Annotated in this window: 6 protein-coding genes and 1 pseudogene; all 7 read left to right on the forward strand. The window is 55.0% G+C overall.

Annotation, left to right across the window (positions count from 1 at the left end; genetic code table 11):
• Positions 1 to 8991 carry a two-partner secretion domain-containing protein gene (locus tag J0G10_RS13250; protein WP_245398041.1) on the forward strand — a complete coding sequence of 2997 codons (8991 nt, stop codon included), beginning with the start codon at positions 1 to 3 and terminating at the stop codon, positions 8989 to 8991.
• Complete coding sequence (locus tag J0G10_RS13255; RefSeq protein WP_245398042.1) at positions 8988 to 9551, forward strand: hypothetical protein; 564 nt, start codon at positions 8988 to 8990, stop codon at positions 9549 to 9551. The genes J0G10_RS13250 and J0G10_RS13255 overlap by 4 nt, the downstream gene beginning before the upstream one ends.
• Positions 9552 to 9729: 178 nt before the next feature.
• Positions 9730 to 10923: pseudogene (locus J0G10_RS13260) on the forward strand (IS4 family transposase).
• Complete coding sequence (locus J0G10_RS30300) at positions 10889 to 11161, forward strand: hypothetical protein (RefSeq protein ID WP_425355399.1); 273 nt, start codon at positions 10889 to 10891, stop codon at positions 11159 to 11161. Before J0G10_RS13260 ends, J0G10_RS30300 begins: the two are co-directional and overlap by 35 nt.
• Positions 11162 to 11166: 5 nt before the next feature.
• Positions 11167 to 11511: a hypothetical protein gene (locus tag J0G10_RS13270; RefSeq protein ID WP_220558635.1), complete on the forward strand. Its 345-nt coding sequence runs from the start codon at positions 11167 to 11169 to the stop codon at positions 11509 to 11511.
• 235 nt (positions 11512 to 11746) lie between these two features.
• Entirely contained in the window at positions 11747 to 12280 is a 534-nt protein-coding gene (locus tag J0G10_RS13275) for a hypothetical protein (RefSeq protein ID WP_220558636.1), read from the forward strand.
• A gap of 280 nt (positions 12281 to 12560) precedes the next feature.
• The gene (locus J0G10_RS13280; protein ID WP_245398043.1) at positions 12561 to 12896 is read left to right on the forward strand and encodes a hypothetical protein; all 336 of its coding nucleotides are present in this window, start codon (positions 12561 to 12563) and stop codon (positions 12894 to 12896) included.
• The last annotated feature ends 26 nt before the right edge of the window (positions 12897 to 12922 follow it).

Below are 12922 nucleotides of genomic sequence, written 5' to 3' on the forward strand. Positions count from 1 at the left end.
ATGGACATTCGTCAACTGGCCCCTCTGGCCAGCCAGCCTGCTGCTGCCGAAAAAAACCGCGAACTCTTCCTCGGCATGCCGAAACGCGGGCTGGCGTTTCTGTTGGCGAACGTCATGTTCTGGCAACCGATGTGGGCGCAGGCTGACGGTATTGTCGTCGCCAACCCGAATACCTCGCTGGATCGCGCCGGTAATGGCGTGCCGATCATCAACATTGCCACGCCCAACGCCAGCGGGCTGTCGCATAACCAGTTTCACGATTACAACGTCGGCGCGCAGGGCGTAATTCTCAACAACGTCACGGCACGCACAGAGCAGTCGCAACTGGGCGGGATCATTCTCGGTAACCCGAACCTGCGCGGTGCAGCTGCACAAACCATCCTCAACGAAGTCAACGGCGGCAGCCCGAGTCAGCTGCGCGGTTATACCGAAGTGGCGGGGCAATCGGCGCGAGTGATCGTCGCCAACCCTTACGGCATCACCTGCAACGGTTGCGGGTTCATCAATGCGCCACGAGTGACGTTGACCACTGGTAGACCGGTACTCGACGACGGTCGGCTCGATCACTTTCAGGTTGATCAGGGCAGCGTTTCCATCGATGGCCGAGGCCTGGATGCCAGCACTGTCGACAGCTTCGAAATCATCACCCGCAGTACGCAAATCAACGCGCAGATTCACGCCAAACGCCTGAACATCACCACCGGGCGCAACGACGTCAACGCCGATACCCTCAACGCCACCGCGCGCGCCGATGATGGCAGCGCCAAACCGCAACTGGCCATCGACTCTTCGGCGCTCGGCGGGATGTATGCCGGGGCGATCAAACTGGTGGGGACCGAGCAGGGCGTCGGCGTGAAGCTGGCGGGTGATCTGGCGGCCAGCGCCGGTGACATCCAGATCGACGCCAATGGCCAGTTGAGCATTGCCAAGGTCACGGCCAGCAATGCCATCACCGTCAAAGCGAAAAGCCTCGATGCCCAGGGGCCGGTTTACGCCGGTACGCAGTTGGTCGTGCAAACCGCCGAACAACTGATCAACCGCCAAAGCCTGGCCGCCCGCGACAGCGTCAGCCTGAGCAGCGGCAGCAAGCTGACCAACCAAGGTGTGATTGAAGCCGGGGTCAACGCCGATAACAGCCGCAATGCCGCCGGTGATCTGTCGATCAACAGCGCCGCCGTGAGCAACACGGGTAGTGTCTTGGCCAGCCGCACCCTGAACGCCACCGCTGCGACCGTGTTCGACAATCAGAACGGCATCGTTCAGGCAAAAACCGTCACGCTCAACGCTGCGCGCCTGGTCAACCAAGGGCTGAATTCACGCATTTACGGTGAGACCCACCTGGCCTTGAGCGCTCCGGCCATCGTCAACCTCAACGGCCTGATCCGTTTTGCCGATGGGCAAGCGGCGAGCCTGATCGTCGACAGCCTGGACAACCGTCACGGGCGTATTGAAATCGCTGGTGGCAGTCTCAAGCTCAATGCCCGAGATGTGAAAAACACCGACGGCAAAATCATTGCCGGGCGCCTGGACATCGATGCCCGTCAACTCGACAACAGCAGCGGCCTGATCGGCGCCAGCCAGAGCGACGCCAAAGTGGTCGCCCGTGAGCGTCTGGACAACGGCAAAGGCAAGCTTCAGGCGAAAACCACACTGGCAGTGTCTGGCGGCGAATTGCTCAATCAGGGCGGTACGCTGGCGGCTGACCAGATCAAGGTCACCGCGGCGCGCCTCGATAACAGCGACAAAGGTGTCATCAGTGCCGAAAACGGTACAGCCGAACTGACGCTGACGCAGGATCTGAATAACCACGATGGCAAAGTGCAGGCGTCGGAACGCCTGACGGTGGCCGCGCAGAGCATCAACAACCGCAACGCCAGCCTGACCGGCAAGACCCTTGAGGTGACCAACGTTGGCGCGCTCGACAACGCCCAAGGCACGATTTCCTCCGCTGACACTTTGATCACCAGCGCAGACCTGGACAACAGCCAGGGTCTGATTCAAGGTACTGATCGCCTCAATCTGACCGCGCAGGATCTGCAAAACGCCAGCGGCAAACTGCTCGGTGGCGTGGTCGATGCAAACCTGCGCAATCTCACAGGCAACAAAGACGGCACGATCAGCGCCGAAACCGCCCAGCTCACGCTGGTCGTCCAACAGCACCTGAACAACGCTTTGGGACGGCTGCAATCCAGTCAGGCGGACGTCGAGATTCAGGCCGGTTCGGTCGACAACCGTGGAGGTGTGGTTGCCGCGAAACAACTGTTGCTGGTGGCGAAGGACGGCCACGTCGACAACCGTGGCGGGCGCATGATCGCCGACGGTCTCAAGCTGCAAGCAGGCAGCCTCGATAACAGTGACGGCGGCCTGTTGGCGGCGGGTGCCGATGGCGCGCGATTGATCCTCAAGCAAACCGCGCCGGGCCAATCGCAACTGCTCAACCACAAGGGCCGGATCCAGAGCGACGCCGACCTGCACATCGAAAGCGACGTCGTCGATAACAGCGCCGGCGTCCTGCTCGGCAACACCATCGACATCCACGCCACGCAACTGAGCAACAACGACAAGGGCGGCATCGTCGGCAACGGCGGTGATGTTGTCCTCAACATTGCCGGTGTATTCAGCAACCTGACAGGTGTGGTCGATGCCGGCGATCAGCGTCTGCTGCTCGATCAGCTCACTTCGCTGGACAACCGTGGCGGCACCCTGCAAGGCAAGCGTCTGGACATCACCAGCAGCGCAATCAACAACAACGCAGGCGGGCAAATCATCGCCGGCAGCGATGGCCTGAAAATCACCGGCAAGATCCTGCTCAATCAGCAGGGCATCATCCTCGCCAACGGCAGCCACGCCGAACTGGCGCTGGGCACCGGCAGCCTGCGGAACCAGGGCGGCACCCTGCAAGCCGACTCGCTGGACATCACCAGTGCCGACCTCGACAACAGCGCAGTCAACGGTAAGGCCGGGCTGATTTCCAGCCTGATCGATGACCTGACGCTGACCGTAACCCGTCTGACCAACCGCGCCGGCAAACTGTTCGGCAAGGATCAGCTGATCTTCACCGGCACCAGCCTGGACAACACCGGCGGCGAGATCAGTGGCAATCAACTGGGCCTCGAAGCGGTCGGGCAGATTCTCAATCAGGGCGGCCTGATCGAATCGGCCAACAGCCTCAAACTCACTGCCGGCGGCTTGGATAACAGCGCTGGCGGCCAGATCCGTGCGCTAGGTGGCGCCGCAAGTCAGATCAAACTGACCGGGAACCTGAACAATCAGAGCGGCGTGATCGAAATCGGCAGCCAGGACTTGGTGCTGTCCGGCGCGCAACTGAATAACCTCAGCGGCAACGTGCGCCACGCGGCGCAGGGTCTGTTCGATCTGGACCTGAGCCAACTGATCGGCAGCCAGGGCAGCCTCACCGGTCTGGGCAAGGGCGTGTGGGATGTCGGCGCGGTCAATGGCGTTGGCACTTGGCAGCTCAACGGCGGGCTGACTTACACCAGCGCGCAGGACCTGATGCTCAACGCCGGCGACCGGATCGCCAGTGCTTCGACACTGAATCTGAATGTCGCCAACCTGAACAACGCCGGGCAATTGGCAAGCGATGGTGACCTGACGCTGAACCTGGGGGGTAACCTGCTCAACAGCGGAAAAGTCTCGACGCAGCAAAAGCTTACGATCAACGCCAACGACGTGATTCAACAGGACGGTCGACTGGTCAGCGGTGGCGATACCGTCATGACCCTGCGCGGCACGCTGGACAACCTCGGCCGCCTCATCGCCAACCAGAGCCTCATGGTGACGGCGGCGCAGATCAACAACAAAGGCACCCTCGGCGCCCAAGGTAACCTCGAATTCACTGCCGCCAACGGCATTTACAACGGCGCCGATACGCTGCTGTTCAGCGGCGGCACGATGAAGCTGCACGGCAACAGCCTGAACAACTTCTATGGCGACATCTACAGCCGCGGCAACCTGACATTCGATGCGGTCGGTGGTGGTCGTGCTGCAGTCTTCAGCAACCTGTCGGGCACCGTCGAAGGCGAGGGTGATATCGACATCAACGCGGTCTCGGTGGAAAACGCAAAGGCGGAATTCGAGATAACCTCAGGGCAGTCGTCCGGCAGCCTCAGCTGGGTCTGCGGTCAGCATTGCGGCGGCGGTGACGGCTGGAAACGCGGCTACATCACCATCACCACCGACTTCGACGACCGGGTCCTCAAAGACTCCCGTGCGGCGCGTTTCGTCGCCGGCAAGAACTTCACCATTCACGCCAATCAGGTGGAAAACCGTTACAGCCTGCTGGCAGCAAATGGTGATCTGAGCATTACGGCCGACAGCCTGCTGAACAAAGGCGCGGTGTCGCGTTCGGGCCATCGCGTGGTGCAGATCGGCACGCCGGGGCACATCGACAACAGCCTGTGGGATCAGATGGAGTTCATCGATATCCCGGCCTTCAACGCGGCGACTGCGGCGGGCAATTTCGATGAAGCTCGTTTCGAAGAACTGGTCAGCCGCTCCAGCGATTCGCGCTTTGCTCAAACCAGCGACGTCACCACCTGGAATGACAACGGCAACAATGTTTACGCGGCGGTGCTCCAGGCCGGGGGCAAGGTCAAGCTGGATGTGACCAACAGCATTCAGAACGGCACGTTGTACGAGAACACTTATGGCCAACTGACCGGCTCGTTGTCCAGCGACCAGACCGATGCGGTCGGTGGCATCAACATCAATCTGGGCAAGCGCAGCACCGATGCCAGTGTCCAGGCACCGACCGCCGTGACTCGCATCGAGCATGTCGATGCCGACGGCGTGAAGCAGATCAGCTTTGTTCCGGCCGACTTCAAAGGTGTGCCGTTTGCGGCGGTTGATCCGACGGCGTCTTCGACGTTCCGTTTGCCGAAAGGCCCATACGGCATGTTCGTGCAGAGCACCAATCCGCAGAGCCGTTACCTGATCGAAACCAACCCGGAGCTGACCCAGACCACGGCGTTCATGAGTTCCGACTACCTGCTCGGCAAACTCAATTTCAGCGCCGATGAAGCCGCACGCCGCCTCGGCGATGGTCGCTACGAATCGCGTCTGATCAGTGATGCGGTGATGGCCCAGACGGGCCAGCGTTTCCTCGCCAATGGCCTGGAGAACGACTACGAGCAATTCCGTTACCTGATGGATAACGCGCTCGCCAGCAAGAACGAACTGAACCTGGCGGTCGGCGTCAGCCTGACCTCCGCGCAAGTTGCCGCACTGACCCACGACATCGTCTGGATGGAAGAGCGCGTCGTCGATGGTCAGAAAGTGCTGGTGCCTGTGCTCTACCTGGCCCAGGCCGAATCGCGCAACGTGCGTGGCGGCAGCCTGATTCAGGGCCGCGATCTGGAACTGCTGGCCGGTAACGATCTGGTCAACGTCGGTACCTTGAGCGCGAGCAAAGACGTTTCTGTCGATGTGAAGGGCAGCCTCTATCAGGGCGGCCTGGTCGAAGCCAATGAGCGCATCAAGCTGATGGCCACCGACAGCATTCGCAACGCACTGGCCGGCGAAATCCGTGGCAACCAGGTCGAACTGACCAGCCTCAAGGGCGACATCGTCAACGATCGTACCGCCATCGCGGTGCGTGATGGCAACGGCATGCGCACCCTCGTCGATGAGGGCGGCAACATCACTGCGCGCGATAGCCTGACCATTAAGTCCGGCAATGATCTGGTCAATTCGTCCTCAATCAGCAGCGGCGGCGACGCCAGCCTGAGCGCCACCCGCGACATCAACCTGCTGGCGACGCGCAACGAAAACGAACTGCACGAAGTGTTCAATGGCGGCCATCGCTCCGTCATCACCACCACCGTGGAAAACCTTGAGTCGACGGTGAAAAGCGGTGGCAACCTGACTATGGACGCTGGACGTGACATTAATGTCATCGCCAGTACCGCTGAGGCCAAAGGCAATCTTATAGCCGACGCAATACGTGACCTGAATCTGGTTTCGGCCGGCGATGAACACAACGTCGAAACCCGCAGCAAGGACGGCAGGGAACGCGTCCACCAAGAGGACAACCACACCGTCCAGAAAGCCGCTGAATTCATCGCTGGCGGCGACGTAAAAACCAACTCCGGCCGCGACACCACACTGGTCGCGAGCAAGATCAGCGCGGGCAACGAAGCCTACGTCTACGCGGGCAACGACCTGAACCTGCTGGCCGCGCAGAACAAGGATTACACCCTTTACGATATGAAGGAGAAGGGTGGTTTCGGCGCAAATAAGATGCAGCGTGACGAAGTCACCCAGATCACTCATGTGGGGAGCCAGATCAAGACTGGGGGCAATCTCACACTTGTCAGCGAGGGAGACCAGCGCTATCAGGTGGCGGAGCTCGACAGCGGCAAGGACCTCGTTCTCGACAGCGGCGGCTCCATCACCTTTGAAGGGGTGAAGGACCTGCATGACGAGAGTCATGTAAAGAGCAGCGATAACCTGGCGTGGACTTCCATGAAGGGGGAGGGCAGGACTGACGAAACGTTGCGTCAGAGTGCCCTGATTGCCAACGGATCGATCACCATCAAAGCGGTTGATGGACTGAAGATCGATATCAATAGGGTAAACGAACAAAGTGTCAGTCAGGCCGTGGATGCAATGGTCGCTGCCGATCCGAATCTTGCCTGGTTGAAGCAGGCACAAGCACGAGGCGACATCGACTGGCATCAGGTAGAGGAAATACACAAGACCTTCAAATATGAACACTCCGGGCTTGGCGCAGGAGCACAACTGGTTTTGGCCATTCTTTTAGCGGCGATCACCGGAGGTGCAGGTGCTGCGCTAGTGGGAGCGGCCGAGGGCTCGTTGTTTGCAGGCATTGCCAACACCATGTTCGTGTCCCTTGAAACAACGGCTGCTAATAGCGCAATCAGCAACAAGGGGAAACTTGGGGCGGTCGTCAAAGACACCTTCAGCAAAGAAAGTTTGAGAAATGCCGCGATTGCCGGAGCCACCGCCGGCTTGACTCAAGGCTTTATCGATCCATACCTTGGCGGCCAAACGGTGCCGTTCAACAACCTCACCAAGGGCTTTAACCTTAATACGCTTGAAGGTATCGGTGGTTTTGCCATCCATGCGAGCGCTCAGGGGTTCGCTTCGGCCGGCATTAAAACGATCATAGGCGGTGGTAGCTATAGCCAGAATCTGAAAGAGGGCCTGATCTTTCAGGCAGGAAATGTCGTTGCCGCTACCGCGTTCAACTTTGTAGGCGGTTACGCTCAGAAAAACTGGCAAATAGCGAAAAATGCCGGTGACTCGGTCGGCATGTCCATATGGGCCGAAGGTGGTGCCGCTCGCACCGCTCTGCACGCGTTGATGGGGGGCGCCGTCTCCAGCATTACCGGTGGTGACTTCAAAAGCGGAGCAATTGCCGCCGGCGCAAGCCAAGCCATGGCAGGCGCGCTTAACTCGACATTTAACGATCAGCCGAATTTACGCCAGGCGTTCTCCCAGATAGTTGGTTTGACCGCCGCTGGTTTGGCCGGCGCAGACATCAACAAGGCATCGTGGGTTGCTTTGATGGCTGACGAGTACAACCGCCAGCTTCATCAAAAAGAAGTCTTGGCGTTGGAAAAGCTGCAAGAAGAGAATCCCGAAAAAGCGTACCAACTCAAGGCGGCAGCTTGCGCGATAGTTCATTGCAGTGCCTCGGTTCACCCTGATGACCAAAAAAATTATGATGCACTCACAAAGCTGGAAGCCGATGGCAGTGGCTTCAAGGATGCTCAAAGCGCGCTGTTCGCTACCGGAGCTTTTGACGAGTATTCGAAATGGGATCAGGTCAACGACGGCCTGCTGCGCAATGAAGAAAGTGCTCAACGCACAGGCAACGCCGGCCGAGCGATATTCGGAGCCGCGGGCGCTGTTGCAGGTTACAGCGGCGCGATACTCACAAGCCCGGCCTGCGTGACTCTTGTTGGTTGCGCCCTGCCTGGTATGTCCGCGGCAGCGGGTGCAGCCTCCTTTCTGGAGAGCTGGGAAGCTACTGGAAGACTGTTTGCACCATATGAATACACCCAGGGCGACAGGGTGCTCGCGTCCTTCAGCAGTGAAACCTATCCGGGCGATGTGAACCCGCTTCGTGATTACGGTACGGAAGCTGCGAAAGCTGCAGTGGAAATGGTGCTACTGAAAGGTGCAGGGAAGTACTTGGAGGGAACCGGGTCTTCGATTTTGGTATCTGGTGTGAAGAAGGAGGGGGTAGTAGCCGACGGCGTCATTGGAGCGTCGAATACTGATAAGCCGGTCCTTCCCGCTTGGTACCGCGAAGACAGCTCAGCAGGCGCCTCCTTCAATAAAACTGACGGCCTGCCAGATGGATACCGACGTGTATTGAATATCAGAACGGGCAATGCTGAGGTTCTTGCACCAGATGGACAGCTCTATTTCGACACTGGCAATGGACTGAAGCCGAAGGTGGGCGGTAATCTTGCTGAGTTGGCGGAGGCTGAGCGACGGATTAATGGTGCAAAAGCGACTGGTGCAACTGAAGTACCGGCTACGTCTGCAACTGCACGGGTAGGACTGCGGGAAGACCTTGCAGCGCAAGCCGGAATCCCTCGAAATATGGTGGAAGCTCCGGCGAATGTTTGGGGGAAATCCATTGATGATATTCAGCAGTCGTTCAAGATGGATGGTGCCAAGCTCACATATGTGCCGCCGAAAACTGGAACATCTGGTAACGCGCAGGTGTACAAAGTTGAAGGTGGCACAACTGGCATTAAAGAGATTCAATATAGTCCATCTACTGTTGATGTCTCGGTCAAATCAGTGCATGTGGGTGAGTACTATAAAATTACATACGTTGATGGTAGTAAGGCTAAGGTTATTGATCCTGCGACCTACAGACCGACATTCCAGGGGCCTTCTAAGCCCATTTATGATGCAAATACGACATACTTGAATCCGCAAGGTCAGAAAGTGAAATTTAACCCTGCAACCAATGCGTGGATTTCCGAATGATGCCGCTAGATAGTTTTTCTATAGTTTGGGACGCTTCAATTATTCCTGGTGTATCACTTGCAGGAATACCGTTGCATGCTAGTGCTGTCGATCTGGAGGCTGTGCTTTCGAAATATTTGACTGATAAGAATTCTTTGCGGTATAGGTTTGAAGGGGCGCCAGACCTTTGTTTGAGTGGGTATGGTCTGGATGAGCGCGGTAATGGTGGTTATTCTTTTTCAATTTTTGATGATGGAATTGTCAGTGAGTTAAAAAAAGGAGTTCCTGCATTATCTGTTCTTATTCGTAGTGGGAGGGTGTACGCAGTTAAGGTTTATGACTTTAGCTTTCCAGGCGAGCCTGCGCATAGATTTGTTTACAAGGGGCTTTTGTCGGAGTGCATAGGTTTGGGAAGTCTTGTATCTGATATTTTGCCATTCACTAGCTTAGAGTTTGATGAGGCCGAAGAGTGGTTTTATACCGGTGGTGATTATGGTGCCCTTGAAGTTACGGGGTGGGGGGTTCCTCTGGAGGAGCAGCCTAACCAGCTTATTACAGCTATTTGTGTAATTCAGGGATGAAAGGCCTGCATGCAAGATAAATGGGGGCAGACCACGTTTAAAAAGTACTCCGAAAACGAGGTCTGTCCCTGAGGGATCCCCGATTTTTCTTACAGAAAATCAAGAAGTTGGAACATTGAAGAGACCTGCATGAGTCGGCAACTTGGTTTGCACCACACAAATACAAGAAACCGAACCCATGCAAGCCATCCGATTTTTGCACAGAGCGCTCGCTCAAGCACTGCCCTCTATCCATTCTCGCCGCCTGACATCACTGATGAGTTGTGTCAGTTCGTTACTGCATGGACGTCGCCTGACACTGACCGCTCTTGGTCGCTTCATGACGGGGCGTGCTTATCCCAAGCATTCGATCAAGCGCGTGGATCGGTTGTTGGGCAATCAACACTTGAGATCAGAGCGTCCATTGTTCTATTGGGTAATGCTTCGGGCATTGCTGGGTTCGTTGAAGCATCCTTTGATCCTGGTCGACTGGTCTCGAATTGACGCTTCAGGCACAGCCTTTTTGCTAAGAGCATCGATCCCTCTGGCGGGAAGCTCATTTCCGGTTTATGAAAGCGTTCATGAGCGCGAGAGCTGTCCCAAGTATCAAAATCGCCTACTCAAAACGCTGGCCGAATTGCTACCTGTTGACTGCATCCCGATTCTGGTCACCGATGCGGGTTTTCGGCGACCGTGGATGAAGGCTGTCGCCGCGCAGGGCTGGTATTACGTCGCGCGGATAAGGAATCGCGAACTTTAGCGTCGCGATCAAACTGACTGGCAACCGGTGAAGAATTTGTATGCATTGGCCGCCGCCTCACCCAAGGCACTTGGCCGTGTCGAGATGACGCGAAGCGCCCCACACTTCATCGATTTGTATTGCGTACGACACTGCGCCAAGGGCCGCAAACACCAACGCGTTACGGGGTCAATTGCCAAGAGTAAGCTCAGTCGACAGTCCGCAAGACGTGAGCGTGAACCGTGGTTGCTGGCCAGCAATTTAGTTCAGGGCGAGTGGAATCCGGCAAAGATTGTGGCGGTTTACAAACGCCGTATGCAAATTGAGGAGGGTTTCAGGGATGTGAAAAGTGAGCACTTGGGATTGGGGCTGAATCTACATCGCAGCCATTGCCTGCATCGTATTGAGATACTGCTGTTGATTGCCGCTCTCGCCAATTACCTGCTCTTTTTAACAGGACTTCAGGCTCGAAAAAGTAACCTTGAGCGGTGCTATCAAAGCAACAGTCTCAGAGAAAGACGCGTGCTCTCATTGTGGCGACTGGGCCTGGAGTATTGGCGTAGATGCATGGAGTTCGGAAACAGCGGAGACTGGGAAACATTGGAGAAAGCTCTGCGTGATGAGGTGCATCATCAGGCGCAGAGCCTGGAGTAGATTTGTGGGGATCCCTCAGGGACAGACCACGTTTAGAAAGCGCTCTGAAAATGTGGTCTGTCCCCGTTTTACAAACAATGCATCGCAAAATCAAAGGCAACTTATAGACCATTTGGATAAGGCGGATATCGTTCCAATTGATTATAGGAATCTTACACCCGGAAATCAGGGTATGGTTAACGGCTGGATAAAATTGCTAACCCCGGAACAGCAAGATAAAATATTAATTCTGCGGTGAAAATTATGGGTATGTATATATCGATAAATGACAAGTCGGGTTGGGGAACGTCAGGTGGTGTTTTTGATTGTATTGTTGAAGGCACAAGAAATTTTTTCACTAAAAACCAAGAAAGCTGTATGAGAGCAATATACGAAGCGCTAGATGGGCAGGCACAGAGCTTTATCATTTTAGATAAGGTCTCAGGTGAGTGTTTCAATCTGTTCTATCGCCATTGCAAAACAGCAATGGATGGTTTTCCTGAGAGTGAGCGAGGGAAGTTAGTTCCAGAGAGTCACATTCCAGGGGTGTTGTGGAACTGGTCTGAGGTTTTACGGCTTATGCGAGAAGACTCTCGCTATGAAGAGTAAGCAGGCTTTGGTGCAAAAGGAATGATAAATGGGGACAGATAAATGGGGACAGACCACGTTTAGAAAGCGCTCTGAAAATGTGGTCTGTCCCCTTTTCTTTCATTTTTTCCCCGTTTTTTCCGAAAAATAACAGTCGCTTGCCTGGTGGCGGCCATCAAGTGAATTTCATGGATAAAGCGCCCCGAACTAATCCAGAGCTTTATGAAGTTAATATGAAGTCGGTGAGGACATTGCAGTGAATCAGTTGATCAGCGAAATTAGAACGAGGTGGGAGTGCGATGATGGAGCGCTCTTCGAGTCGTTTGTCAGCTGGAACGGAACCTCTACCAGCTTCGAAGACACAAAAAAAAATATGCTATATGCGCAAGAGCACCCAGTCGTACATTTAGAACAATATCTGGTTCTTGAAAATGGCGTTGAAATACGCCTTCAAATCGGTGAGACGCCCTATATCCTTGAAGACAGAAGAGGGGTTTTGGTGGTTTTTAATGAGAAACCTTCAAAATTTAGTACGCCTGGATTTCCTTGGTTTTTTGACTGTCCTAATAATGCGGCGATTTACAATGCTGATGGCTCTTTGCGTTTTCAATTGCAAAGTTCCTACGGTATAGGAAGCTATATTGGAATAGTGCACTACGCGGATACACCAGCGAACCCAGATGCGTTAGGTGTTTTGGTAGGTACATTAGGGCATGATCCGGAATGGCTCTATTTGGTTGATCCTAATAGCCCGGAATTGATACCTACAGGGAAATGGATTCGCTATTAGTGTATAAAAAAGTCGGATCTGAACGGTGTTTACTTAACAGCTGCCCAATTGAGCTCAAAAAGAGCGGGATAAATGGGGACAGACCACGTTTAGAAAACATTCCGAAAAGGTGGTCTGTCCCCTTTTTACCCGTTATTAGTTGGAACGAATAAATGGGGGAGCGAATAAATGGGGGCAGACCACGTTTAGAAAGCACTCTGAAAACGTGGTCTGTACCTTTTTTACCCCTATGAATATGGTCCAGGCTATGGCTCCAATGGGAGAGAGACGAGGGTCAACAGTGATTAGTCTTCCAGAGTTGAATGAATTGCTTATTGCTCACAATTGCTTACATGCAATTAGTATTGAGTTGGATGTGGATGTGGATGTGGATGGGGTGGCTTATGATTTGTCGCTATCGATTTCGGCCTCCGAGAAGATCGGGGCTGATGTCGTGCGTATCAAGTTCCTTGATGTTAGCCAGGTTACGTCCCGTGATTTTGGCGGCGGATTAACTCAGTTGATGCATATGAAGGTTAATAAGCTAGATTCTGGCTTTGATAGGATGCGTTATCAATTGAATGATCTTGAAGATAGAAAATTATCGTTTTATTTTTCATCGTTCTCGGTTGCTTAGGCGGTGCAAAAGAACTTGGGAAGGAT

The organism is Pseudomonas germanica, assembly GCF_019614655.1.
In the GTDB taxonomy this organism is placed as follows: Bacteria; Pseudomonadota; Gammaproteobacteria; order Pseudomonadales; family Pseudomonadaceae; genus Aquipseudomonas; species Aquipseudomonas neuropathica.

What these genes read in the sequence shown, in the direction of transcription:
- J0G10_RS13250 (WP_245398041.1), top strand. Translation starts at nt 1, where the DNA reads ATGGACATTCGTCAACTGGCCCCTCTGGCCAGCCAGCCTGCTGCTGCC.
- J0G10_RS13255 (WP_245398042.1), top strand. Translation starts at nt 8,988, where the DNA reads ATGATGCCGCTAGATAGTTTTTCTATAGTTTGGGACGCTTCAATTATT.
- J0G10_RS30300 (WP_425355399.1), top strand. Translation starts at nt 10,889, where the DNA reads ATGAGGTGCATCATCAGGCGCAGAGCCTGGAGTAGATTTGTGGGGATC.
- J0G10_RS13270 (WP_220558635.1), top strand. Translation starts at nt 11,167, where the DNA reads ATGGGTATGTATATATCGATAAATGACAAGTCGGGTTGGGGAACGTCA.